This is a genomic window from Janthinobacterium sp. EB271-G4-7A (assembly GCF_020858075.1).
GTDB lineage: Bacteria > Pseudomonadota > Gammaproteobacteria > Burkholderiales > Burkholderiaceae_D > Janthinobacterium > Janthinobacterium lividum.
This window is the reverse complement of sequence record NZ_JACYMI010000001.1, coordinates 2,913,254-2,937,013: the sequence shown is the minus strand read 5'-3', so window position 1 is coordinate 2,937,013 and position 23,760 is coordinate 2,913,254. Positions and strand designations below refer to the sequence as shown.

Here is a 23,760-nt window from a genome sequence, read left to right as displayed (position 1 = left end):
GTCACTCCATGGCCATGGCCGGCGCGGGCGCCGGCGCCTGGCGGCCATCGACGGGCAGCACCTGGCGCAGGAACGCTTCGAACATCAGCAGCGACCACAGGGGCGCGCTGTAGTCGCGCCGCCCGCTCGCGTGCTGTTCCAGCAGCAGGCGCACGTAGTCCATGTCGAACAGGCCGCACTGCGCCAGGGTGGGGCCGAGCAGCCGCTGCTGCAGGCGCTGGCGCAACGGGCCGCGCAGCCAGTCGGCCAGCGGCACGGAAAAGCCCATCTTCTGGCGGTACAGCAGGCTGTCCGGCAGCAGCGGGCGCAGGGCTTTTTTCAGCAGGTACTTGCCTTCGCCGCGCCGCAGCTTGAACTGCGGCGGCAGGCCCGACATCCACGCCACCAGTTCATGGTCGAGCAGCGGCGAGCGCACTTCCAGCGCATGCGCCATGCTGGCCCGGTCGACCTTCGTGAGGATGTCGCCGGGCAGGTAGGTTTTCAAGTCCAGGTACTGCACCTGCGACAGCGGATCCTGCGCGGGACTGGCCAGCGCGTGGCGGCGCAGCACTTCGACGGCGCGGTAGCCGTGCAGGCTGCGCCGCAGCTCGGGGCTGAACAGGCGCGCGCGCATGGCATCGCCCAGCAGGCTGACGCCGTGAAAATACGCGTCCGTCGTGTCGCGCGCCAGGCCTTCGAAGGTGGTCTTGGCGCGCAGGAAGCGGGGCGCCCAGTCGGCCTTCGGGTACCACCGCCCCAGGGTGCCGAACAGCGACTGGCGCAGGCCGGCCGGCAGCAGCGGATCCATCGCCTTGCGCACTTTTTCCTCGCGCGTGTGCAGGCGGTAGCGGCGGTAGCCGGCCAGGCTTTCATCGCCGCCGTCGCCCGACAGGGCCACCGTGACCCGCTGGCGCGCCAGTTGGCAGACGCGGTAGGTCGGCATGGCGGAACTGTCGGCGAACGGTTCGTCGTACAGGTTGGCCAGCAGGTCGATCAGCTCGAAGTCGTCCTGCCCGACCTGGCGCGCGTGGTGCGCCGTGGCGTAGCGGCGCGCCACCAGGTCGGCGTAGCGCGCTTCGTTGTACGCCGGGTCGCCGAACGAGATGGAACACGTGTTGACGGGCGTGGCGCTGGCCCCCGCCATCAGCGCCACCACGGCGCTCGAATCGACGCCGCCGGACAGGAAGGCCCCCAGCGGTACTTCGGCCACCATGCGGATGCGCACGGCTTCGCGCAGGCGCGCCAGCAATTCGTCGGCCGCCTGCGCCTCGCTGGCGGGCGGATTCGGCGTGAACGGGATGTCCCAGTACGATTGCGGTTCGGGCAGCGGCTGGCCGGCGCGAATCGACAGCGTATGCCCGGGCGGCAGCTTGCGCGCGTGCTGGAAGATGCTGCGCGGCTCGGGCACGTAGCCGTACGCGAAATATTCTTCCACGGCCAGCGGGTCGAGCGCGCGCGGCATGGCCGGATGCGCGAGCAGGGCTTTCAGTTCGGAGCCGAACAGCAGGGTGCCGTCCTGCGCCTCGCCGTAATACAGGGGTTTGACGCCCAGGCGGTCGCGCGCCAGGAACAGCAGGTGGCGGCGGCGGTCCCACAGGGCGAAGGCGAACATGCCGCGCAGGCGCTGCACGCATTGCTCGCCCCATTGCTCCCAGGCGTGGACGATGACTTCCGTGTCGCTGCTGGTGCGGAAGGGGTGGCCGAACTGGCGCAGTTCCGCCATCAGGCTGCGATAGTTATAGATTTCGCCATTGAAGACGATGGCGATGCTGCGGTCGGCGTTGAACAGCGGCTGCTGGCCGCTGGCCAGGTCGATCACGGACAGGCGCCGGTGCGCCAGGCCCAGTCCCGGCTCGCGGTGCAAGCCCCCTTCGTCCGGCCCCCGGTGGCGCAGGCTGTGGTTCATGCGCGCCAGCAGCAGCACGTCGATGTCGCGCTGGCCCTGCAAATCAAAGATGCCGCTGATGCCGCACATGGGAGGCCTTTCAGGGAAGGGTGGACAGGGGAGAGGGCTGGCGCGCGCCCGTCAGGCGGTCGTACACGGCCAGGTAGGCGCCGGCCATGGCGGGCAGGCTGTGCTCGGCCAGCACCTGGCGCCGCCCGCGCGCGCCGTGGCGGGGGCCCAGTTCGGGCATGCTGTAATAGTCGAGCATGGCGTCGGCCAGCATCTCGGGCGACCCGGGCGGCACCAGGGTGCCGCTCCAGCCCGACTGCACCAGTTCCGCATTGCCGCCCACTTGCGTGGCGACGATGGGCAGCCCCGTCGCCATCGCTTCGAGGATGGTGTTCGAGCTGCCTTCGGCCAGAGATGGCAGCACGAACAGGTCCATGGCGCGCAGCAGTTGCGCCACGTCGTCGCGCGCGCCGGGCAGCCAGGCAAGATGGGCCACGCCGGCCTGCCGCAGCAGATCCAGGCAAGCCTGGCGGCACGGTCCGTCGCCGACGATGATCAGGCGCAGGCGCGCGCGGGCGCCCGGCTGCGCCAGCAACAGCATGAAGGCGTGCACCAGCGAGGCATGGTCCTTGACGGCCGCCATGCGGCCCACGCTGCCGATGACGAAGGCGCCATTGCACAGGAAGCCGGGCGGGCCCACGGCGGCCGGCGGGCCCAGGCGCGGATGGAATTGCACGCTGTCGACGCCATTGCCGATGTGCGACACCTGCGCGGGCGCCGCGCCGATGGCATCGACCAGCCATTGCCCCAGGTCGGCGCTGACGGCGATGAAGTGCTGCACCAGCGGCAGCATGCATTTGCGCAGCAGCCGGTATTTGCGGCGGGTGCCGTGCAAGTCGCTCATGTCGCGCCCGTGCTCGCCATGCACGCGCAGGCGCACGCCGGCCAGGCAGGCCAGCAATTGCGCTTCGAGGCAGCCCAGGTTGCGCGTGTGCACGAGTGCCGGGCGCAGCTGTTTCAGCACGCGGTACAGGTGCAGGTAATGGCGCCAGTCCTTGCCTTCGCGCTTGTCCAGGCTGATGACATCGACCCCGGGGGTGGTCAGGCGCTGGCGAAACGCGGTGGCATTCTTCATGCAGACGATGGCGTGCCGGTAGCGTTCCGGCGGTAAATGGTTGATCAGGTTGACGAGGCCGTTTTCCAGCCCGCCCACGTCGAGCTGGTGGATCACGTGCACGATCAGGGGGGCGGCGCTGGCCGCCTGCGTGCCGCCGCGAGTGAGGTCAAGGGCCATGCGGCAACTCCTGCAAGCGTTGTTCGATGACGGGCAGGGCTGCCCGCAAGAAGGCTTGCAGGTGCGCGCGCGGTGGCGGCGCCAGCTCGTCGTAGACGGCAAAGACGATGATGTCGGCGCCATCCTGGCGCCTGCCCAGCAGCTTGGCTTGCGCCAGCAGCAGTTTTACCAGCACCGGCCTGGCCGTGATCATGCCGCCCTGGCGGTACACGCGCCACACCAGCAGGCGCTCGCCGCCGTGGGCCAGCACGCTTTCGCGCACGCCCATGGAACCGCTGGCCAGGTGGATGTGCTGCACGCGCTGCGCCAATGGCGTCCAGCGCGCGCCGTATGGCGAGGATAGATGCGTCAGCAGTTCGGCATCGCGCGCCTGGCGCGCATACCAGTGCAGTTGCAGCCCCACGGGCGCGCCGTCGCCGTCCTGGCGCGCATACGTGGCGGCAAACAACGCGGGCGCGCCCGCATATGGCGCTTGCCACGGCGCTGCCGCAGCGTGCAGGCGGCGCCAGGCGGGCGGATCGGGCAAGGCCAGCACGATGGCGGGCAGCCTGGCGCTGTCGTGGCGGTGGCTGGCCAGCGCCAATGCCGGCCACAGCGCCGCCAGCAGCAGGCAGGCGATGCTGGCGCGCACGGCGGCGCGCGGGCTGGCCGCAGCGATGTTGGCGCCGGGCCGGGCTGGCGGCACGGCGCGCGCCGGCGGCAATTCGCGCCAGCGCGCGGCCAGCCAGAACAGCAGCAACGCCACCAGGCCGAAGAACAGCCAGCCATAGATCAGGTGGTCGACGCCCACGGCCAGGCGCATGTTGCTCAGGTGGCCCAGCATCACGATCAGGTAGGCGCGCACGCCATTGGCGAGGATGGGCACAAGCAGCGCGGCGGCCATGACGGCCAGGCGCCGCCGCGTGCTGCGGAATTGGACATGCGCGAACAGGGCGCCCAGGGCCAGCGCGGCGATCAGGTAGCGCAAGCCGCTGCACGCTTCCACCACTGACCAGTTCCCTGTGGGCAATGAAAAACTGCTGCCGTCGCGAAACACGGGCACGCCCGTCCATTGCAGCGCGGTGACGGTAAAGGCGGCAGTGAAGTCGATCAGGGGATCGAGGAAAACTTCGCCAAACGGCACGGCGAGGAACAGATACGCGAGTGGAAACGCCAGCAGGCGCACGGCCGGCCAGCCGAGGATGGCCAGCACGCAGGCGGGCAGCATGGCGGTGGCCGCATACTGTTCCACCACGGGCACGTTGGCGGCGTCGGCCAGCAGCCAGGCCAGGCCCAGCGCGCCCAGCAACAGCAAGCCCTGCCGCGACGGCTGGGGCGCCAGCGCGGCCAGGCGGGCGCGCTGGCGCCAGGCCAGCCAGCAGCTGATGGGCACGATCAGGAAGCCGTGCGCGAAGGTTTGCGAGCGGGACCACAGTTCCACCATCGACCAGAAGGTGGCGTGGTACAGCAGCACGACGGCGGCCAGGGCCAGCAGCAGGAGCATCAACGCTTGCTGCCGGTCCTGGCCGTGCGGCCAGACGGCCGCATCCGGCAAGCGGGCCAGCTGGTCGAGTTGCAGACTCATGTGGATGGCTCCCGCACAGGCAGCAAAGGCGCGGCGGCGCCGCTGGCAGGCGTATCCGTACCGGCCTCGGCCGATACACCCAGCATGGCGCCCAGGCCGCGCAGGTTGCGTTCCCAGTCGTAATCCTGTAACACCAGCTGGCGCGCCGCCGCGCCGATGGCCGCGCCGCTGCCTTCGGCCGCGCCATCCTGGGCATGGCGCAGCACGCGCGCGGCATGGTGGATGAATTCGGCATCGTCGCGCGCCAGCAGCAGTTCCAGGCCCGGCTGGGCGGCGATGCCTTCGAGCGCCTGCGGCGTGGCCAGCACGATCTTGCCCATCGCCATCGCTTCCAGTACCTTGTTTTGCACGCCGCGGGCAATGCGCAGGGGCGCCACGGCCAGCGCCGCACCAGCCAGGTAGGGCCGGATGTCGGGCACCTTGCCCGTCACCACTACGCCAGCTACCTTTGCCAGCACCGTCACGGCGGGCACGGGCGCGCTGCCGACGATATGGAACTGCAACTGGGGGAACTGGCGCCGCAGGGCGGGCCAGACGTGGCGCACGAACCATTGCACGGCGTCGATGTTCGGCCAGTAATCCATGGCGCCCGTAAACACCAGCGCCTGCACCCCCGGTGGATACACGCCGGGCTGGGCCGGCATGGGCGTGAAATACGCCGTGTCGACGCCGTTATTGAAATAGCCCGTCTTGCGCCGCGCCATCGGTGCGCACTGGCGGAACAGGGCAGCTTCGGCCGCCGAGACGAAGCTGGCGGCCGTGAATTGCTGGGCGATATGGCGCTCGTACTGCAGCAGCAGATGCGCTTCGCGCCGGTACAGCTGCGACATGGGCCAGGGCTTGCTGTCGCCGTACTGGCGCCATTTGTCGGAATCGACATCGACGAAATCGATCACGCGGTGCAGGGCGCGGCCCGCGCTGCCGTCGATGTATTGCGCCATGGGCCCGGAAAAGGCCAGCGCGTGGCGCACCTTGCCGCCCGACAGCAAGCCATCGACCCATTGCAGCAGGCGCGCATCGCGGTAGTACTGCACGCTCATGGCCTGGCGCGACAGCAGCGCCTGCATGGCGCGCCAGCGGGCCGTGCCGCGCCGTAAGGCGATGAAGCGCGTGCTCGCGCACAGGGCGGCCACGGTTTTCGCATGCTGCCAGTCGTCTTCATCGTCGATGAAGCAGCCCAGGTGCACGCGGAAATGCCGGCTCAGGTATTGCAGCATGTGCCACGAACGTATCTTGTCGCCCTTGTTGGGCGGATACGGCAGGCGGTGGGCGAGGAATAAAAGTTCGCGCATGGCGGGTCCCGTCGCTTAGCCCAGTTGCCGCACGATGTGCGGCCCCAGTAGGTTGGCCAGCGGCAGCGGCAGGCGGCGCCAGGCGCGGATGAACATCGCGTATTTCGGATTCAGGGGATTGACGTCCGGCAAGGACTTCGCGCGCACGAGCTTGTAGGCATACGGCAGCGGCTGCGGCGTAAAACCCCAGTTCTTCTTGAAGTCGTATGCTCCGGTACCCAGCTTGCTGCGGCCGAAATCGAACAGGCGGTAGCCACGCGCGCTGGCGCGGCGCATCGCCTCCCAGTACATGAAGTCGTTGGCGCCCGTGCTGCGCGCCAGTACGCTGCCGCCGCCATAATAGGGCAACACTTCATCGCGGAAATAGAACAGCAGCACGCTGGCTTGCGCCTGCTGGCCGTGGTACACGGTGAGGACCTCGCAATCGCTGCCAAACACCGTGCGCAGCAGGGAAAAATGGCGGCGCGCGAAGACGGGCGTGCCCAGCCGGTGCACGCTGGCCGCGTAGAGCGGGTAGAAACGGTTGAGGTCGTAGTCGATGGCGCTGTGCAGCCCGCCCGTCATGGCCTTGCGCACGACGGCGCGCTGCTTGCGGGGAATGGCCAGCAGGTTCTGTTCGGCGTCGGCATGCAGGGGGCGGCGGAAGGTCGCGTACAGGGGTTTCTGCAGCCAGGAAGAGTCCGCATTTTCCGACGCGTTTTGCTCCACTTCGCGCCAGCGGTATTCCAGCTGCCCCACGCCGAGGCGCCGGGCCAGCGCCTGCGCGGCGCTGTCGAGGGCCCGGCGCACGGCCGCGCCGCCGCCGGCGATGCCGCCGTACACGCAAAACGGCAGCGAGACGAGCGAGGAGCCGAACAACCGGCTGCGCAGATGGGCCAACGGCAGCACGGCGGCGATGCGCCCGTCCTGTTCCGCGTACAAAAAATAGCTGTCGTGGTTAAACCCTTGCTGCATGATGGTTTGCCAGCCGGCGCGGTGAAAGAAGGTCGCTTCCGGGCACGTGTCGACAAAGGCATCCCAGCGCCCATGTTCGTGTCCCTGCAGGGAGCGCACGGCGATGGCGGTGCTGGACTGTACCGGGTCGGGGGCAAGGCTGGCCTCGTGCATCATGTGCTTTCCAGAAAAATACGGTCCATGCGGTCCCAGGCGAAATCGCGCGTCAGGCGTTCCAGCCGCGCTTCCATGCGCCCCAGGTTCAGGTAGTGGCGAAAGCGCGTCCTGGCACTCAGGCCCGTCGGGCGCGGCTGGCCGGGATCGAGTTCCCAAGGATGAAAATAGAATATGCCAGCTTGCCCGTCGCGCGAATTGATGCGTCGCAAAAGCCAGCGCGACAGTGCATACGGCATCAATCGAAAGTAGCCGCCGCCGCCGGCCGGCAGGTTGCGCCCGCGCAGGCGCACGGTGCTGACGGGCAGTTCCAGCATGCCGTGCGGCCCGCGCGGGCGCCAGGCGAAGCGGGGAGCATCGGGCATGCCGTAATGGTCGTGGCGGATCGGGTAGATGCTGGAACTGTAGCGGTAGCCCGCTTCCTGCAGCACGTCGAAGGCCCACAGGTTGGCCGCGCCGATGGAAAAGCTGGGCGCCCGGTAGCCGTGCACGGCCAGCCCCGTCAATTGCTCGAGGATGGTCTTGCTGTGGCGCACATCCTCGGCGAACTGCGCGGCCGACTGGTCGCAGGCGCGCAGGTGCGCATAGCCGTGGCTGGCCACTTCATGCCCGGCGGCGGCCACGCGGCGCAGCATGGCCGGATAGCGCTCGGCGATCCAGCCCAGGGTAAAAAAGGTGGCGTGGATGCGCCGCGCGTCCAGCAACTGCAGGATGCGCTCGATATTCGCCTCGACCCGGCATTCCAGGCGCGGCCAGTCGGCGCGCGCGATGTGCGGCGCAAAGGCGGAGACCTGGAAATAGTCTTCCACGTCGATGGTCAGCGCATTGTGCAATATCAAAGAGGAAGCCGGCGGCGTCATGGCGGCCCCCGGCGCGCCGCCAGCCAGGGCGCGATGACGGCGGCGATGCGCGTGGCCGCGTGGCCATCCCACAGGGGCGGAATGCGGCCGCGCTTGCCGCCCGTGTCCAGGATGCCTTGCGCCAGCGCCAGGATGGCGGCCGGCTGCGTGCCTGCCAGGGTATTCGTGCCATCGCTGACAGTGACGGGCCGCTCCGTATTGGCGCGCAGGGTCAGGCAGGGCACGCCCAGGGCCGTACTTTCTTCCTGGATGCCGCCCGAATCCGTCAGCACCAGGCGCGCCTCTTGCATCAGGCCCAGCATTTCCAGGTAGCCCAGCGGCGGCAGGCAGATGATGGCCTGCCGCGCCAGCAGCGGCTCCAGGCCCGCCAGGCGCAAGCCGGCCAGGGTGCGCGGGTGGATGGGGAACAGCAGCGGCAGCCGGGTTGACAGTTGCCCCAGCGCCTGCAGCAACGCTTCCAGTTGCTGCGGCTCATCCACGTTCGACGGCCGGTGCAGTGTCAGCAGGCCATACGCGGGCGGGCAGGCGTGGCCGTGGGCGCGCAGGATGGCGGCGGGCTTGACTGCGCGCGGCAATTGTTGCCGCAGGCTGTCGATCATGACGTTGCCCGTGAAATGGATGCGTTCGGGGGCAATACCTTCGCGCAGCAGGTTGGCGCGCGCGCCTTCCTCGCTGGTCAGCAGCAGGCTTGACAACTGGTCCGTCAGCACGCGGTTGATTTCCTCAGGCATGCGCCGGTCGCCGCTGCGCAGGCCCGCCTCGACGTGGATCACGGGCGTGCCGCGCTTGGCCGCCACCAGCGCGCACGCCAGGGTGGAATTGACGTCGCCCACCACCAGCACGGCATCGGGCGCCAGCGGCGGCTGCGCATCGAGCACGGCATCGAAGCGGCGCATGATCTCGGCCGTCTGCTGCGCGTGGTTGCCGGAGCCGACGTCGAGGGCGATATCGGGCGGGCGCATGTCGAGGTCGATAAACAGCTGCCCATTCATGGCCGTGTCGTAGTGCTGGCCCGTATGCAGCAAGGTCACGCGCACGGCGGGCGCCTGGCGGGCCAGGGCCGCCAGGATGGGCGCCATCTTCATCAGGTTGGGGCGCGCGGCCACCACGCACAGCAGGTGCGCCGGCGCGGCGGACACAAGAGAGGGGTCGGACATGCTGCGGCCTCCTTAGAATTGCATGGTAAGCGTGGCGCTGACGCCGTTTTCGCGGTAGTCGCCGCCGTGGTTGCTGGCGTGCCGCGTGTGCCGCACGTCGATGCTGGCCGTCATGTCCGGCTGCAGGATGCGCGTGTAGCCGGCCGTCAGGGTGATGTTGTTGTCGCGCCGGGGCACGCTCAGCGAGCGCACGCTGGCGTAGCCGGCATTGACATTCACGCTGGTGCGCGAGCTGGCTTGCCAGCTCCAGCCCACGTTGCCGCCGATCTGGCGCGTGCGGTCTTCGCTGCCGAACTCCACGCCGGGCAGCAAGCCGCTGTCGATGCCGCTGGCCGTTTGCGCCGTGCGGTCGACAGCCGTGACGCCAGCGATCATCGTGCTTTTCGCCGTGGCGCGCGCCATCGTCAGCTTCAGCTGTTTTTGCAGGAAATAGCGGTGGCTGAAGTAATTGATGGCGCCCCGTTCCGGCCCCAGGCTGTTGGCGTAGCGCAGGAATGCATCGATGCGCAGGCGCCGGTCGCGCGCGTTGGGAAAGATGCCGCGCCACAATTGATCGAGCAGCCGGCCTGCGTCGCGGTCGCCCAGGCGCGAAAACTGCGTGGGCATGGTGGTGATGTTTTCGCTGTAATTGAGTTGCCAGTTGGTATGGCGCTGCAGGAAAGTGGCGTCCAGGCTGTAGGTGTGGCCAAAGAAGCGCTTGCCCGTGCTGAAGGCCACGCTGGTGCGCGGCGACGGCGTCCACACGCCGCCCAGCGACCAGAAGCGGCCTGCCGGCGCCTTGCCGGTGTTTGACAGATAGCCTTCCTTTTCCATGCCGCCGCTGGCCGTGGCCGCCCATTTGCTGCTGAACGGATAGCGCAGGCCCACGCTGCTGCGCTGCATGCGCACGGGGGCCAGCTTGCTGTCCTGCGTGCGGCGCACGTCGTGGCTGGCGTTCCAGGTCCAGCCGCTGGCGCGCGGCTCGCCGCTGAGCAGTAACTCCATTTCATCGCTGTGCACGGACAGCAGTGCGCCGCCACTGTCGACCGTGTTGCGCGTGTAGCGCAGCTCGGCCGTGGCCAGGCCGCGGAAACGGTGGCGCAGGTAGGGGCTGATGCCGGTGGTGCGCACGGTGCTGGCATTGTCCGTGCCGGGCAGGTCGGCTATCAATTGCGGGCCGAACGGCGAGATGTTGCGCCGGCTCACGCTGGCGTTCGCATCGATGAAGAACCAGTCCTTGACCAGCTCGGCGTCCGCCGAGGCGGCCAGTTCGTGGTTGTCCGTATCGGCACGTTGTCCGGACAGGTATTTGTGCCAGCTGTAATCGAGGTGCAGGCGCAGGCGGGGACCCGTGCCGATGAGGGCGATGGCGGGTGCGATCTCCGTGATGAAGTCCGATTGCGCCTGGCCGGGCGGTGCGCGCAAGGCGTTGTCCGTATAGCTTACACGCTGGCGCAGCGACGGTTTCACCAGCCAGTCGACGGCGCCGGCCGGCAGGGGCAGCAGCAGGGATAGCAAGGGCAGCAGCAGCGGCGGCGGTAGCGAAACCCCGCGGCTAATCGTAATGGCCATAGCCGTAGTAGTCGTTGCCGGGGAACGATTTGGTCTTGTTGTAGATCAAATGAATGTGTTCGCACGACTCGATCTGGCGCAGCGCTTCCTTGACGGCGTGCTGGGTCGTCGTTTCCGCCTCGACCACCATCACCACTTGTCCCATCTGCCCCACCAGCGCGTGCGCCTCGCTGGTGATCAGCAGGGGCGGCGAGTCGAAGACGACGATGCGGTCGGCATAGCGGCTGGCGATCTCGGCCAGCAACCGGCTCATGGCGCGGCTGGCCAGCAATTCCGTCGCGTGCTTGTTGCTGCGCCCGGCGGGCAGGATGCTCAGGTTGGCAACGTTGGTTTTCAGAATCACGTCGGCCATGGCCAGTTGCGGGTCGAGCAGCACGTCCATCAGCCCCGGTTCCGGTGGCAGGCCCAGTACTTTCAGCACGGACGGGCGCGCCACGTCGGCATCGACCAGCAGCACCGTGATATCCATTTCCATGGCGATGCTCATGGCCAGGTTGATGGCGCAATACGTCTTGCCTTCGCCCGGCATGGCGCTGGTGACGACGATCAGGTTGCCGTGGCGGATGGCCTCGGCGCCGCTGGCGCGCGCCTGGCGCAGCAGCGGGCGCTTGATGATGCGGAAATCCTCGGCCACCGAGCTGCGCCCACCATCGTGCGTGAGCATGCCTTGCTCGGCCAGCCGGGCCAGGTTCAGGGGGCGGTACTGGGGCGAGCGGGCCGTGTCCGCGCCCTCCGCACCCTGCGCACCGTCCGCAGCATACGGCACGCCGGCCTCGGCCACGCCCAGGATCGTGGGTTCCTGCTTGCCGCTGTCCTTGCTGGTCATCGTCGCTCCCCTGGATCTAGAATTTCAGCAGCGCGGCCGTCATGACCCCGCCGTACAGCACGAACAGGCTGCCCAGGCAGGCGCCAAAGCCATAGCGGGCGCGGCGGCGGCGCACCTGCTGCAGCGCCGTCCAGTTCATCGATACCGTGCCCAGCACGTTCAAGCCCGTGGCATCGCGCAGTTCGGCGGGACTGAGGAAGGTGGGGCGCACCTGGCTGATCAGCAGGGCCGTGGCGACGCCGGCCACCAGGGCCGCGCCCAGCGCCGCGCTGAACAGCAGCGGACGGTTCGGGCCGACGGGCGCATATTGCACCGTGGGCGGGTCGATGATCTTGAAGGCCATCATCTCGGTGGTGGAACTGAGTTCGCCCGACAGCTTGGCCGCTTCGCGCCGGCCGATCAGCTTTTCATAGTTTTCCTTGTTGATGATGTAGTCGCGGTTGAGCTGCGCCAGCTGCGACTCCACTTCGGGCACGGCATTGCTCTGCGCCAGCAGGCGCTCATTGCGCGCGCTGTATTCCTGCACGCGGGCCTTGATGGCGGCCACCTTGGCATCCGCGTCCGTCAACGCCACCTTCAGCTGCTGCAGCATGGGGCTGTAGTTCTTGCCCGGGTCGCCGGCCGCCGTTTTCAGCTTGCTTTCCTCGATCTTGCGTTCTTCCAGCTGGGCCACCAGGCGCTTCGAGGCAATGATGTCGGGATGCAATTCCGTAAATTGCATGCGCAGGCTGTCGAGGTTCTTGTTGATCGACGCGATGCGCTCGTCGAGTTCGGGATTCGTGATGGCCGAAGCGTTCGGCTCCAGGTCGAGCACGGGCTCGTCGCCCTCGATCTGGCTCTGGATGGCCTTGCGCGATTGTTCCGCCTCGACCAGTTCCAGCTTGGCATTGTTCAGGCTATCGGATGACATCAGCAGCTGGCTGCCATAATCGATGCCCTGGCGCGGCAGCAGCAGGTTGTTGCGGATCTTGAATTCCTTCACCAGGTTTTCCGCCGCGCTCAGCTTGTCCTCGTAATTCTTGATCTGCTCGTCGATGAATTGCACCGCCTTCTGCGTATCCCCTTTCTTGCCCTGGAAACTGCCTTCGACAAAGATGGTCAGCAGGCTTTGCACCACGTCGCGCACCAGCTTCGGGTCGCGCCCGCTGTAGCTGATGGTGTAGATGTCATAGGCATTGGTGCCGGTGATCTTGATGCGGCTCATCAAGTCGTCGAGCTGGGCTTCGTGCTCGCGCACGGTCTTCGAATCCAGGTCGAGGTCGACCATGCGCATTACGCGCTCCACGTTCGGCCGGCTGAGCAGGGTGCGGCTCATGATGGCCACCTGCTGTTCCGTGTTCGGCACGCTGGTCATGCCGGCCATCAGCGGTTTGAGGATGGTTTGCGTATCGACAAACACGCGCGCCGACGTCTGGAAGTCGTCGGGCAGGGTGATCACCTTGATGAAGCCGGCGATGGCCACCAGCCACGCCACCAGCACCGCATGCCAGCGGTATTTCCAGATACCTTTCAGGCTGGAAAGCAGTTGCTGTATCAATTCTTCCATGTCGCTTCCTTCAGGTGACGGTGCTGCACGGTAGATGGGGTGGCGGCGCGGACAACGACGGCATCTTGCAAGAAATGCTTGCCTGTTGGGTAAGCAAAGTATAGGGCGGCTGTGAAGCAAGATTTCCCAAGATGATTGCTTCTTGATACGCCTCAAGGTTCTCTTGCCAAGTTTTAATAATCATAGGAAGTTCGCGGCCCAGGCTGGTTCTGCGGGGCCGGCCATGGATGCGCCATCGACTCGAAGAGGCTCCGCATGAATCCGTTTCGCCGTGCATTTGTCTGCAACACGCTGGTTCTGGCGGGCGCTGCCAGCCTGCTCGGTGCCTGCCGCACGCGCCATCCGCTGGCACCGGCCGACGACAGCGCGCCCATGCACGATTACCTGATCGGACCGGGCGACTCCGTCAACATCATCGTCTGGCGCAACCCGGAAGTGTCGCTGACGGTGGCCGTGCGGCCGGACGGCAAGATCACCACGCCGCTGGTCGAGGATTTGCCTGCCAGCGGCAAGACGTCGACCCAGCTGGCGCGCGACATCGAGCAAGCGTTGAGCAAGTTCATCCAGCAGCCCGTGGTGACGGTCATCGTCACCAATTTTTCGGGCCCGTATGGCGAGCAGATCCGCGTCATCGGCGAGGCGGCCAAGCCGCAGGCGCTGCCATACCGGCTGGGCATGTCGCTGATGGACGTGCTCATCGCCGTGGGCGGCATTACCGATTTTGCGGCTGGCAACAAGGCCAGCATCATCCGCATGCGCGAAGGCAACCAGCAGCAGCTGCGCGTGCGCCTCGATGATTTATTGAAAGAAGGCGATATTTCCGCGAATGTCATGATGCGGCCGGGCGATGTGCTGCTGATACCGGAAAGCTTCTTTTAATAGCAAGCTCGACAATATCAAAACAGCATTTTTATTTGTCATTTTGTACTTGCGGGCAAATTTCAGCATGCAATTTTGCTATTGAATAGCACATTTCTTCTGTTTTTTTAGCTGGATGTGGGAACTTCTCCAGTTTTTATCTTGTCACAAGGCATTGGCTTCAGTCCGTCTCGACGGCGGCCGATGAACGTGAGGACAAGATGAGCTTTGAAGATGAACCCATTATTTCCTTCGACACGCCAGGCACCTTCAGTGACCTGGTGGTGGGCGAGGGGCAGATCGACCCTGCCATGGAGCATGAGCTCGACCTGCAGCGCTTTCATATCCGCATGGCCAATTCGCGCGGCCGGCGCGAGGCGGCCAGTTTGCTGATCCGCAAGATGTACGGCTGGCGCGGCTATGCCGTCGATCCCGGCATCGCGCATGCCCTGAATAAAATCACGCTGTTTGCAGAAACGGCCGGCAGCACCGTCGGCACCATGACACTGTGCCTCGACAATGACGAGACAGGCCTGCCCGCCGATGAAAACTTCCGCGACAAGCTCGACGTGCTGCGCGAAGAGGGGCGGCGCCTGTGCGAACCATCACGCCTGGCCATCGACAAGGGCGTGAGCAAGCGCGTGTTTGCGGCGCTGATTCATATTTCTTATATCTATGCCCACAATATTCACGGCTTTACAGATTACGTGATCGAAGTCAACCCGCGCCACGTGGTGTTTTACAAGCGCATGCTGGGTTTCAAGGACTTCGGCGGCGAGCGCGAGTGCACGCGCGTGGGGGCGCCGGCCGTGCTGCTACGGCTGGACCTCGATTACATGGGGGCCCAGATCCGCAAATACGGTGGCCTGATGGAACAGCATGGGGGTGAACGGTCGTTTTACCCCTTTTTTTTTCCGACATGGGATGAGCCTGGCATTACGGACCGGCTGAGGCAGGGGCGCAACTGATACCTCATTTGTTTTTCAGCAAGATCGCCTGCATGTAGCTGCCTGGAATCGCGTAAGTGATGCCGCTGGGCGCGCTGATGGCGGCCTCTTTGAGGCCCTTGACGTACACCATGTTGACGATGCCGTAGACGAGACCGGTCTCGGGATCGAACAGGGGGCTGCCGCTGCTGCCCGGATACGCCGTCGCGTCCAGCTGGAACACGGTGTACGGCGCCTTTTGCAGTTGCGCCAGGCGCCGCACGTCGAGGCGCTGCGCGTTTTCGCTGGGCATGACCACCGGCGTCAGCGATGACACGGTGGCGCGGTGCGTCACGTGGTGCAAACCAAGCAAGGTGCCTAGCGGAAATCCCGTAAACGCCATGGCCTGGCCTTCGCGCACCGCGGCCGCGTCGCCCAGCGCGAGGGCGGGCAGGGGCGTGCCCGCCAGGCGCAGCAAGGCCAGGTCGTGTTCCGTATCCAGCGCCTGGACCTTGGCGGGACGGAATTGCGCCACCTCGCCCTGGCCCGTGAGTATGCCGATGATTTCGTTCGGGTTAGCGTCAAGCAGTTTCTGGATCACATGAGCGCAAGTGAGCACGCTCAAGCCGTCGCCCGTCACGAAACCCGTGCCGATGAAATTCATGGGCGGCGTGCGCGTCTTTTGCAGGCTGCCCACGCCAACGATGGACGGTTTCACGCGCGCGATGGTTTGCGCCAGCGCCGCATCGGCGCGGCACGGCACGTTGGCCAGGGCCAGGCAAAACAACAGGACGGAAGACAGGAATTTCATGGCGGCGCGCTTTCAACGGTCGGAGGTGGCGGGGGCTGCAGCAGCGCGCACAGCAGCATCAGATAGCACAGCAGGGCGATGCGCGGTACGTCGAGCAGGCTGTCGAACAGACCGACGACGAGAAAACCCAGCAGGGCGGCGGCGCACGCCAGCGCGCAGGAATCGCCGTGCGCGGCCTGGCGCAGCAGGCGCAGGCCGGCCACGGCCAGCAGGGCCAGCATGGACAGGGCGCCGCACCAGCCCGTTTCCACCAGCACATGCAGCGCCAGGCTCTTGATGTGCCACGGCAAGTGATGATGGTCGCTGCTGAAAAACCAGTAATTGTTGGCCTGCGTAAAGCGCCCGTTTGCGATCAATTCCTCGCCGCCGGGCGCGCGCAAGCTCAGATTGTCGACTTCGATCACGGACGAGGTGGCCGTGCCGCTGGCCGCCAGTTCCAGTTGCACGGGCGGGCGCAGCAGCCAGGCGCCCCCGCCCAGCCAGGCGCTGTCGAACGGCACCTCGTAGTGCTGCCACGTGTCGGCCGGCGTGCTGGCCGGCGGCGCGCGCAGGCGCAGCGGGACATGCACGCAGCCTTGCGCATACAGCAATTGCCGCTGGCACAGGCGCACCAGCAGCACGGGCATGGGCCCGCTCCGGCGTGCATCGAGCGCCAGGGTGTAGCGCGTGGCCGGCTGCACGTGCAGGCGTTGCAGCAGGCGCAGCAGTTCGCCATAGCCGGCGCTGTAGCCGGGACTGGCCAGGCGCACATAGCGGTTACCCGGGTTTTCCTCGCTTCCGCCATCTTCCGCATAGGCGATGCTGGCCGGCACCTCGCGCTGGGGATTGTGCCAGTAATAGGTGGCGGGAAAGCTGCCCATGCCCATGCCGAACAGGCGGTCGTCCCAAGCGGACGGCTGCATCGCCAGCACCTGGCGCCAATGGCGCAAGCGGCCTTGCATGTCGAAGGCGGTGGTGGCGAAACGTTCGGTGGCGTAATAGCTGGCCGAGACGGGAATGGCCAGCAGCAGCAGGATGCCGGCCGCGCCCGCGATGCTCAGGCTGGCCCGATCCAGCCGCCACAGCGGTGGGCGCAAGCGTCCGTTGCACAGCATCAGCATGGCCAGCAGCACGACCAGGCCGGCCGGCGCCAGGGCGGAAGCACCGGCCCAGTGCCAGCCTATCCAGGCGAGATTGCACGCCAGCATGGTCCACGCCACCATCGCCAGGCCCAGCCTGGCTGGCCCTTTTCCCCCAGCGCCACTGGGCCACAACGCGCCCGCCAGCAGCGCGGCGGCCAGCAGGAACAGGAAATACGGGCCTTTCAGCCAGCCGGCCGTTTGCTGGACGGCCGGCTCCGGCCACCAGGCGGCCAGCAAGCCCTGCAGGCACAGCGCGCACAGCAGGCTGGCCGGCGCCAGGCGCCACGGCAAGGGCCGCGCCGCCAGCACGAAGCTGGCTGCAAGCAGGACGGCGGCGGCGAGCAAGCCCCGGTAGCCGGCCAGGCTGAACATGTATACGAGCAGGACGGTGCCCAGGCCGGCCAGCAGCAGCTTCAGCAAGAGTTGGCGCACGGGCGGCTGGCCTTGCGGTGGCCGCGCCGCGCCGGGCGCCGTCCGCAGGGCTTGCCAGAATGCCAGCAGCAGGGCCGCTGCCAGCGCCGCGTACAGGCCCCGTGAAAAGGTGGTGAAGGCCGCGTGCAGGGCCAGGGCCAGCAGCATGGCCAGCGCCGCCTGCCAGCGGCTGCGGGCGCGCGCCAGCCACAGTGCGGCAAACGGCAAGCTCAGGGCCAGGTAGCCGTCCAGCGCCGCGCCGCCCGTGTGCATGGCGGAAAACGGCGCCGTGATGCGGTAATCGCTGGACAGGTTCAGCAGGCCGGGAAACACTGCCCGTTCCCATAGCGCGAACAGGGATACCATGGCCAGCCCGGCCAGCATGCCCGGCAGCGCATAGCGGCGCAAGGCGGGAGGGTCCGCGTCGCGCAGCAGCATCGGCAGCAGCAGCATGCTCCAGGCCCAGGCTTTACCGAGCCGCAAGCTGTTATAGGGACTCAGGTAGTTATCCCAGGCATTCAACTCGAGCTGCGGCAGCGGCAGGACGCCGCGCAGCAGCGCCGCCAGCCAGGCCAGGCTGCACAGCAGCACACAGGCGCGGGCGGCCGGCGAGAGGCGCGCCGCTGCGCCCCGGGCCGGCCTGCCCAGACGCCAGTAGCCGCAAGCCACCGTCAGCAACAGCAGCACGTCGATTTCTTCGAGGAAGAACCAGCCCGTCCACGGCGCCAGGTCCAGCACGGGCAGCAGGGCGGGCACGCAGAACAGCCAGCAGGCGGGGCGCCAGCACAGCAGCAGGAAATACGCGGGCAGCAGGGCGGCAAACAGCAGGCCGGGCCAGCCGTGGCCCAGCGGATAATGGCGCAAGGCCAGCACGCAGGCCGTGCCCGCCAGCAAGGCCAGCGGCCGCGCCGCCAGGCCGGGCATGGCCGCGTGCACAGCCATGGCCTACAGCTGGGTCAGCAAGGCTTGCGCTGCGGCCCGCTGCGGAAAGTCCTTGTTGGCGGCCAGCAGTTGTTCCAGTTGCTTGCGCGCACCGCCCTTGTCGCCCGATTTCGCCAGTGCCGCGCCCAGGTGATACTGCACTTCGGGCGATTTCGGCGCGAGGCCCGCCGCCTTGCGCAGCAGGGCCGTGGCGCGCTTGACGTCGCCTTGCTCCAGCACGATCCAGCCCAGGGTGTCGAGCACGGCGGGATTGTCGGGCGCCAGCTTGAGTGCCTGCTCGGCCGTGGCTTGCGCGCGCGGATCTTTTTCCTGCTGATACGCCCAGGCCAGGTCGTTCAGCGCCACCACGTTGCCCGTGTCCTTGGCAACGACATACTGGAAGTGCTCGATGGCGGCGCGGTATTGCTTCGCTGCCAGCCGGGTACCCGCCAGATAGGTGCGTGTCGGCAAGTCTTCCGGATGGGCTTTCAGCCAGGCGGCCATGCGCGTCTCGGCTTCGCGGTCCTGTCCCGACGCCTGCAAGGCGCGGTAGAGCTGCACCTGCAAGGGGCCGATGGGGCTGATGCCGAAGGCGTGCTGGTACAGCTTGACGGCTTGCTGCGGCAGCTTTTGCTCCATCAGCACGTCGCCCTCGAGCTTGTAGCCGGCTGCCAGCTTCGGCTGCTGTTCCTGCACGTGGCGCGCCACGGCCAGCGCCTCGCGCTGGCGGTTCAGGTTCAGCAGCATCGCCACTTCCACCACGCGCGCTTCCAGCAAGGCCGGGTCAAGCGCCTGCGCCCGCTTGACGGCTTGCAGCGCATGATGATGGTCGCCCAGCGCCAGGTGCAGGCTGGCGATGCGCATCTGCAAGGGCGCGGAGGTGGTTTGCAGGCTGGCCAGCTTGCTGTAGCTGTCGAGCGCGGCCGGTGCCTGGCCGGCGCTGTACTCGACCTGGGCGCGCAGGGCCAGCGCATCGGCATCGCCCGGATGGCCCGTCTGCAGGGTGCGCGCCAGTTCCAGCGCCTTGTCGGGCGCGCCCGTCTTCAGGTAAAAGTTACTCAGCAGCAGAGCCGGCGCGACGGCGTCGGGATTGTCGCGGTGGGCCCGTTCGAGCCAGCGCCGCGCCTCGTCCGTCTTGCCCTCCGATGCGGCCAGCTTGGCCAGCGCCGCGCACAGGTCGGCATTTTTCGGCGCCTTCGCCAGCGCCCGCTCGAAGCGCTGTTTCGCCTGCTCCGGCTTTTTCTCGGCCAGGTCGATCTGTGCCAGGTTGTTCAAGGCAGGTAAATACACGGGATCCATGCCCAGGGCTTGCTCGAAACTGGCGCGCGCGGCGGGCAAGTCGCGCAAGGCCAGGTAGACACCGCCTTTCAGGTTCAGCAGCAAGGGATTCGTGCCTTTCTGCTGTTGCTCCATCATCTTGACGCTGGCCAGGGCCTTGTCGTTCTGCTTGTTGCGCAGCAAGGTCATCACCAGCATGGTGCCCGCTTGCGGCGTGCTCTTGTCGAGCATGCTGGCGCGTTCCAGTTCATTGATGGCGCGGCTGTTCTCGCCCATGCCCAGGCGGCTGATACCCAGCGCCGCGTGCAGCCTGGCCGTGTCCGGCGCCAGGGTGCTGGCCTGTTCGAAATACGCTGTTGCCTTGTCGTACTGGCGCGCGCGCAAGTGGGCTTCGCCGGCCAGCGACAGCAATTCCACGTCGTCGGGGAAGGCGGCCAGCATCGGTTGCAGCAAGCCGATGGCCGCATCGGTCTTGCCGCGCATCAACTCAATCGAGGTCATCATCTTGACGGCATACAGATGCCTGGGGTACACGGCCAGGAAGCGCTGCAGATAGGTTTCCGCCTGGGGCGGCGAGCCGAGCGCCAGTTGCACGGCGCCGGCCAGCAGGATGGACGGCATGTGATCGGGCGCCGCCTTGAGCACCAGTTGCAAAGCTTGCAAGGCCGCCTTGTTCTTGCCCTGGCGGAAGTCGAGCAGCGCCTGCGTCTGCAGCAAGCCCAGGCTGTTGGGAGCCGTCTTGCGCGCCGTGGCCAGCTGGGCCGCCGCTTCCAGGTAGTGCTTTTCCACGATGTCGAGGTTGGCCAGGTCGATATGCGCCTGGGTATTGTCCGGTTTTATCTTGAGTATCCGCATGTAGGCGAGCCGCGCCGCGCCGTTCCTGCCTTGCAGGCGCAGCAAATCGCCCTGCAGGCGCAAGGCGTCCAGGTTGGCGGGCGCGCTTTTCAAGGCTTGCGCCAGCAGCAGCTCGGCCGCCGGCACTTGCTGGTCCAGCGCCGCCAGGCGTGCCAGGCCCAGCAAGGCCTCGACGTGGTCGGGATGGGCTTCGAGCAGGCGCGAGTACAGGGCGCGCGCCTCGTCCCGGCGGCCCAGGGCCAGCAAGGCATCGCCGCGCAGGGCCAGCACGCTGGCGGGTTGCGCTGCATCGTCGGCGATCTCGGCCAGCACCTTGTCGAACTGGCCCAGCATCAGCCAGGCCTTGCCCAGCAATGGCATCACTTGCTGCGACGCCAGGCCCAGCGACTTTGCCTTGCGCAATTCTTTCTCGGCCGACAGCGCTTCTCCCGTGTCGATATAGATGCTGCCCAGCAGCAAGCGCGCGGCCGCATTGTCCGGTTCCTTTTGCAGCAGGTTCTTCAACTGGATGATGGCGGCCCGTGCTTCGCCTTTCTGGCGGTACTGCTGCGCGTCGGCCATCAGGGTCTCGCTGCTCTGCGTGCCGTGGCACGCCGTCAGCAGGGGCAGCAGCAGGGTGCAGCACAGCGCGGCGGCAGGCAGGCCAGGGAAAGGGCGGGGCAGGGAACGGGCCATGGAAGTCTCCGGTAACGGTGTGCATGAGGAATCGGCATGGCCTAGCTTAAAAAGATGGCCGCCGGTCTCCTTGATTGCGCTCAACAAGCCGCCGATTGTCGGCGCGCCTGCTGGCCGCCGGCCCGTGTTTCTTGTTCCCGCTCAAGAATGGCCGGACCGGCAACCGTAGAATTTCCCGGACGGCGATGCTCAGGCCGCAACCATTCGGAGCACAAGCATATGGACAGCAATGTGGGTAGCAATGCGGGTGTGGTGGCGGTGGTGGGGCTCGGTTATGTGGGCTTGCAACTGGCCGTGGCGTTTGGCATGCGCCAGCGCACGATCGGCTTTGACTTGTCGGTCCGCAAGGTGGAAAGCTACCAGCGCCACATCGACCCGACGGGCGAAGTCAGCCATGAACAGCTGCTGGCCGCGCAATGGCTGAGCGTCGGCTGCGATCCAGCCGAGCTGCAACTGGCCGATTTCATCGTCGTGGCCGTGCCCACGCCCGTCGACAGCGCGCACAATCCCGATTTCTCGGCCCTGGCCGGCGCCAGCGCGGCCGTCGGCCGCCACATGCGGCGCGGCGCCATCGTCATCTACGAATCCACCGTGTATCCGGGCGCCACCGAGGAAATCTGCATCCCCATCCTCGAGCAGCATTCGGGCCTGCGCTGGAAGGAGGATTTTCATGTGGGCTTTTCACCCGAGCGCATCAACCCGGGCGACAGGGATCATACCCTGCACAGCATTCGCAAGGTGGTCTCGGGCGACGATGCGGCCACCCTGGACAAGGTGGCCACCCTGTACGAAGGCGTGGTCGAGGCCGGCGTGCACCGTGCCTCGAGCATTCGCGTGGCCGAGGCGGCCAAGGTGATCGAAAACACGCAGCGCGACCTGAATATCGCGCTGATGAACGAGCTGGCCATCATCTTCGACCGCATCGGCATCGATACCCTGGAAGTGCTGCAGGCGGCGGGCACGAAATGGAATTTTCTGCCGTTCCGGCCCGGACTCGTGGGCGGCCACTGCATCGGCGTCGACCCATACTATTTGACGCACAAGGCGGAAATGCTCGGCTACCACCCGCACGTGATCCTGGCCGGGCGCCGCATCAACGACGGCATGGCCAAGTTCGTGGCGGAAAAAACCATCAAGGAGATGGTGCGCGCCGGCTTCAAATTGAAGGGCTCGCATGTGAACGTGCTGGGCCTGACCTTCAAGGAAAATTGCCCGGACCTGCGCAACTCGAAAGTGGTCGACATGATCCACGAATTGCAATCGTACGGCGTGCAGGTCCATGTGCACGATCCCGTCGCCGATGGCCGTGAAGCGCTGGAAGAATACGGGCTATCGCTGGAAAGCTGGGAGCAGCTGCCGCGGGCCGAGGCCATCATCAGCGCCGTTTCGCACCAGGCCCTGCTGGCCCGCCCGCTGGCCGATTTCCAGGCCAAGGTGCAGGAAAATGGCTGCTTCATCGACATCAAATCGCATTTCGACCCCCGTCCGCTCGAGGATGGCGGCCTGCACGTATGGCGGCTGTGATGGCGGCCGATGCCTTCGACCGGGCTGCAAACACGGCGCAAGGCGCCACTGCTGGCAGCCCGGCTGCCGGCGCCTACGCGCAAGCGTGCGCGCAGCTGGCCAGCGCACCGCGCCGCTGGCTGGTGACGGGCGTGGCCGGCTTCATCGGTTCGCACCTGCTGGAAACCTTGCTGCACCTGGGCCAGGAAGTGCGCGGGCTCGACAATTTCATGACAGGCCACCGGCACAACCTGGAACTGGTGCGCGCCAGCGTGGGAGAACAGGCGTGGCGGCGCTTCACCTTCATCGAAGGCGATATCCGCGACCCGCAGGCGTGCGCGCGCGCGTGTGGTGCGCCGGTGCAGGCCGCCGGCATCGGCCTGGGCGGCAGTGAGACCGATGGTGAGACAAGCGCTGCCGATGGTGGTAGCGGTCCCGGCGGCAGTTTGGCCGGGCGTGGCCGTGCCGGTCCGGACGGTTCCGGCGCAGCCGTCGCCGTCGATTATGTGCTGCACCAGGCGGCGCTCGGTTCCGTCTCGCGTTCGCTGGAAGACCCGCTGCTGTGCCACGCCGTCAATGTCAGCGGCTTCCTGAACATGCTGGCCGCCGCCCGCGACGCAGGCGTGCGGCGCTTCGTGTACGCGGCTTCCAGCGCCACGTATGGCGACCATCCGGCCCTGCCGAAAGTGGAACAGCACATCGGCTCGCCCTTGTCGCCGTATGCCTTGAGTAAATATGTCAACGAACTGTATGCGCAAGTGTATGCGCGCTGCTACGCCATGCAGACGGTGGGACTGCGCTATTTCAATGTCTTCGGTCCGCGCCAGGATCCGCTGGGTGCCTACGCGGCCGTCATTCCCCGCTGGATCGCCGCCATGCTGGACAACCAGGCCGTGCACATCCATGGCGACGGCGCCACCAGCCGCGACTTCTGCTTCGTGCACAATGCCGTGCAAGCCAATATCCTCGCCGCCACCGGCACCGACCCGGCGGCCGTGAACCAGGTCTACAACGTGGCCGTCAACGCCCGCACCAGCCTGACGCAGCTGCATGCCACCATGCAGCAGATGCTGCTGGCCGTCCACCCGCAGCACGTGCAGCAGGCGCCGCAGTACGGCGAGTTTCGCGCCGGCGACGTGCGCCATTCGCAGGCGGACATCGCCAAGGCGGCCCGTTTGCTCGGCTATGTACCCACGCACAACCTGGCGCAAGGCTTGCGGCACACCATCGCCTGGTATGTGGCGCAGGCTGGCCGCACCTGAGGTGGGCGCGCAGCTGGCTTCCGTAGCCGGTGTCCGATCCAGGCCTGATCCACGCGTCCGATACACATG

At 66.8% G+C, this 23,760-nt stretch carries 17 protein-coding genes; 4 read left to right on the top strand and 13 right to left on the bottom strand.

The genetic code is table 11. The annotated features are described in order from the left end of the window. Nucleotide 1: 1 nt before the first annotated feature. The 10 genes from IGS58_RS13310 to IGS58_RS13265 are packed head-to-tail and all read right to left on the bottom strand — an operon-like array spanning nt 2 to nt 13,070. Nucleotides 2-1,954: an XrtA/PEP-CTERM system amidotransferase gene (locus IGS58_RS13310; RefSeq protein WP_230521673.1), complete on the bottom strand. Its 1,953-nt coding sequence runs from the start codon at nt 1,952-1,954 to the stop codon at nt 2-4. Nucleotides 1,955-1,964: 10 nt separating this feature from the next. Beyond that, nucleotides 1,965-3,167, bottom strand: coding sequence for a TIGR03088 family PEP-CTERM/XrtA system glycosyltransferase (locus IGS58_RS13305; RefSeq protein WP_230521672.1), 1,203 nt, complete (start codon nt 3,165-3,167; stop codon nt 1,965-1,967). Continuing rightward, the gene (gene xrtA / locus IGS58_RS13300) at nt 3,157-4,731 is read right to left on the bottom strand and encodes an exosortase A (protein WP_230521671.1); all 1,575 of its coding nucleotides are present in this window, start codon (nt 4,729-4,731) and stop codon (nt 3,157-3,159) included. The genes IGS58_RS13305 and xrtA overlap by 11 nt, the downstream gene beginning before the upstream one ends. Beyond that, nucleotides 4,728-6,023 carry a TIGR03087 family PEP-CTERM/XrtA system glycosyltransferase gene (locus IGS58_RS13295; protein WP_230521670.1) on the bottom strand — a complete coding sequence of 432 codons (1,296 nt, stop codon included), beginning with the start codon at nt 6,021-6,023 and terminating at the stop codon, nt 4,728-4,730. Before IGS58_RS13295 ends, xrtA begins: the two co-directional genes overlap by 4 nt. A 15-nt stretch (nt 6,024-6,038) precedes the next feature. Beyond that, nucleotides 6,039-7,130 carry a FemAB family XrtA/PEP-CTERM system-associated protein gene (locus IGS58_RS13290; RefSeq protein WP_230522228.1) on the bottom strand — a complete coding sequence of 364 codons (1,092 nt, stop codon included), beginning with the start codon at nt 7,128-7,130 and terminating at the stop codon, nt 6,039-6,041. Then, nucleotides 7,130-7,990 (bottom strand): XrtA system polysaccharide deacetylase, encoded by an 861-nt coding sequence (locus tag IGS58_RS13285; protein ID WP_230521669.1) that lies wholly within the window; start codon nt 7,988-7,990, stop codon nt 7,130-7,132. The genes IGS58_RS13290 and IGS58_RS13285 overlap by 1 nt, the downstream gene beginning before the upstream one ends. After that, on the bottom strand, nt 7,987-9,147 hold the full coding sequence (gene wecB, locus IGS58_RS13280) for a non-hydrolyzing UDP-N-acetylglucosamine 2-epimerase (protein ID WP_230521668.1): 1,161 nt from the start codon (nt 9,145-9,147) through the stop codon (nt 7,987-7,989). The genes IGS58_RS13285 and wecB overlap by 4 nt, the downstream gene beginning before the upstream one ends. Nucleotides 9,148-9,159: 12 nt before the next feature. Then, entirely contained in the window at nt 9,160-10,698 is a 1,539-nt protein-coding gene (locus tag IGS58_RS13275; RefSeq protein ID WP_230521667.1) for a TIGR03016 family PEP-CTERM system-associated outer membrane protein, read from the bottom strand. Further along, a complete protein-coding gene (locus tag IGS58_RS13270) occupies nt 10,682-11,524 on the bottom strand; it encodes an XrtA-associated tyrosine autokinase (protein WP_230521666.1) in 843 nt (280 codons plus the stop codon). Before IGS58_RS13270 ends, IGS58_RS13275 begins: the two co-directional genes overlap by 17 nt. A gap of 16 nt (nt 11,525-11,540) precedes the next feature. Further along, a complete protein-coding gene (locus tag IGS58_RS13265) occupies nt 11,541-13,070 on the bottom strand; it encodes an XrtA system polysaccharide chain length determinant (protein ID WP_070254396.1) in 1,530 nt (509 codons plus the stop codon). Nucleotides 13,071-13,325: 255 nt separating this feature from the next. Between IGS58_RS13265 and IGS58_RS13260 the strand changes: the two genes are divergently transcribed. Next, complete coding sequence (locus tag IGS58_RS13260) at nt 13,326-13,949, top strand: XrtA/PEP-CTERM system exopolysaccharide export protein (protein WP_070254397.1); 624 nt, start codon at nt 13,326-13,328, stop codon at nt 13,947-13,949. A gap of 200 nt (nt 13,950-14,149) precedes the next feature. Further along, the gene (locus IGS58_RS13255; RefSeq protein ID WP_070254398.1) at nt 14,150-14,896 is read left to right on the top strand and encodes an N-acyl amino acid synthase FeeM domain-containing protein; all 747 of its coding nucleotides are present in this window, start codon (nt 14,150-14,152) and stop codon (nt 14,894-14,896) included. A 4-nt stretch (nt 14,897-14,900) separates the two neighbouring features. Here IGS58_RS13255 and IGS58_RS13250 read toward each other — a convergent pair whose 3' ends face one another. From IGS58_RS13250 to prsT, 3 genes are read right to left on the bottom strand one after another with little or no spacing between them, the layout of a single operon-like run. Next, complete coding sequence (locus IGS58_RS13250; protein WP_230521665.1) at nt 14,901-15,665, bottom strand: S1 family peptidase; 765 nt, start codon at nt 15,663-15,665, stop codon at nt 14,901-14,903. Further along, on the bottom strand, nt 15,662-18,139 hold the full coding sequence (locus tag IGS58_RS13245; RefSeq protein WP_230521664.1) for a hypothetical protein: 2,478 nt from the start codon (nt 18,137-18,139) through the stop codon (nt 15,662-15,664). The genes IGS58_RS13250 and IGS58_RS13245 overlap by 4 nt, the downstream gene beginning before the upstream one ends. A gap of 3 nt (nt 18,140-18,142) precedes the next feature. Further along, nucleotides 18,143-20,926 carry an XrtA/PEP-CTERM system TPR-repeat protein PrsT gene (gene prsT, locus IGS58_RS13240; protein ID WP_230521663.1) on the bottom strand — a complete coding sequence of 928 codons (2,784 nt, stop codon included), beginning with the start codon at nt 20,924-20,926 and terminating at the stop codon, nt 18,143-18,145. 219 nt (nt 20,927-21,145) lie between these two features. Here prsT and IGS58_RS13235 point away from each other — a divergent pair, with 219 nt between their 5' ends. Next, on the top strand, nt 21,146-22,450 hold the full coding sequence (locus IGS58_RS13235) for a nucleotide sugar dehydrogenase (RefSeq protein WP_230521662.1): 1,305 nt from the start codon (nt 21,146-21,148) through the stop codon (nt 22,448-22,450). After that, complete coding sequence (locus tag IGS58_RS13230) at nt 22,438-23,691, top strand: SDR family oxidoreductase (RefSeq protein ID WP_230521661.1); 1,254 nt, start codon at nt 22,438-22,440, stop codon at nt 23,689-23,691. Before IGS58_RS13235 ends, IGS58_RS13230 begins: the two co-directional genes overlap by 13 nt. Nucleotides 23,692-23,760 lie beyond the last annotated feature (69 nt).

Excerpts from the sequence above, each read along its gene's own strand:
- IGS58_RS13310 (WP_230521673.1), bottom strand. The coding sequence starts at position 1,954 with ATGTGCGGCATCAGCGGCATCTTTGATTTGCAGGGCCAGCGCGACATC.
- IGS58_RS13305 (WP_230521672.1), bottom strand. The coding sequence starts at position 3,167 with ATGGCCCTTGACCTCACTCGCGGCGGCACGCAGGCGGCCAGCGCCGCC.
- xrtA (WP_230521671.1), bottom strand. The coding sequence starts at position 4,731 with ATGAGTCTGCAACTCGACCAGCTGGCCCGCTTGCCGGATGCGGCCGTC.
- IGS58_RS13295 (WP_230521670.1), bottom strand. The coding sequence starts at position 6,023 with ATGCGCGAACTTTTATTCCTCGCCCACCGCCTGCCGTATCCGCCCAAC.
- IGS58_RS13290 (WP_230522228.1), bottom strand. The coding sequence starts at position 7,130 with ATGCACGAGGCCAGCCTTGCCCCCGACCCGGTACAGTCCAGCACCGCC.
- IGS58_RS13285 (WP_230521669.1), bottom strand. The coding sequence starts at position 7,990 with ATGACGCCGCCGGCTTCCTCTTTGATATTGCACAATGCGCTGACCATC.
- wecB (WP_230521668.1), bottom strand. The coding sequence starts at position 9,147 with ATGTCCGACCCCTCTCTTGTGTCCGCCGCGCCGGCGCACCTGCTGTGC.
- IGS58_RS13275 (WP_230521667.1), bottom strand. The coding sequence starts at position 10,698 with ATGGCCATTACGATTAGCCGCGGGGTTTCGCTACCGCCGCCGCTGCTG.
- IGS58_RS13270 (WP_230521666.1), bottom strand. The coding sequence starts at position 11,524 with ATGACCAGCAAGGACAGCGGCAAGCAGGAACCCACGATCCTGGGCGTG.
- IGS58_RS13265 (WP_070254396.1), bottom strand. The coding sequence starts at position 13,070 with ATGGAAGAATTGATACAGCAACTGCTTTCCAGCCTGAAAGGTATCTGG.
- IGS58_RS13260 (WP_070254397.1), top strand. The coding sequence starts at position 13,326 with ATGAATCCGTTTCGCCGTGCATTTGTCTGCAACACGCTGGTTCTGGCG.
- IGS58_RS13255 (WP_070254398.1), top strand. The coding sequence starts at position 14,150 with ATGAGCTTTGAAGATGAACCCATTATTTCCTTCGACACGCCAGGCACC.
- IGS58_RS13250 (WP_230521665.1), bottom strand. The coding sequence starts at position 15,665 with ATGAAATTCCTGTCTTCCGTCCTGTTGTTTTGCCTGGCCCTGGCCAAC.
- IGS58_RS13245 (WP_230521664.1), bottom strand. The coding sequence starts at position 18,139 with ATGGCTGTGCACGCGGCCATGCCCGGCCTGGCGGCGCGGCCGCTGGCC.
- prsT (WP_230521663.1), bottom strand. The coding sequence starts at position 20,926 with ATGGCCCGTTCCCTGCCCCGCCCTTTCCCTGGCCTGCCTGCCGCCGCG.
- IGS58_RS13235 (WP_230521662.1), top strand. The coding sequence starts at position 21,146 with ATGGACAGCAATGTGGGTAGCAATGCGGGTGTGGTGGCGGTGGTGGGG.
- IGS58_RS13230 (WP_230521661.1), top strand. The coding sequence starts at position 22,438 with ATGGCGGCTGTGATGGCGGCCGATGCCTTCGACCGGGCTGCAAACACG.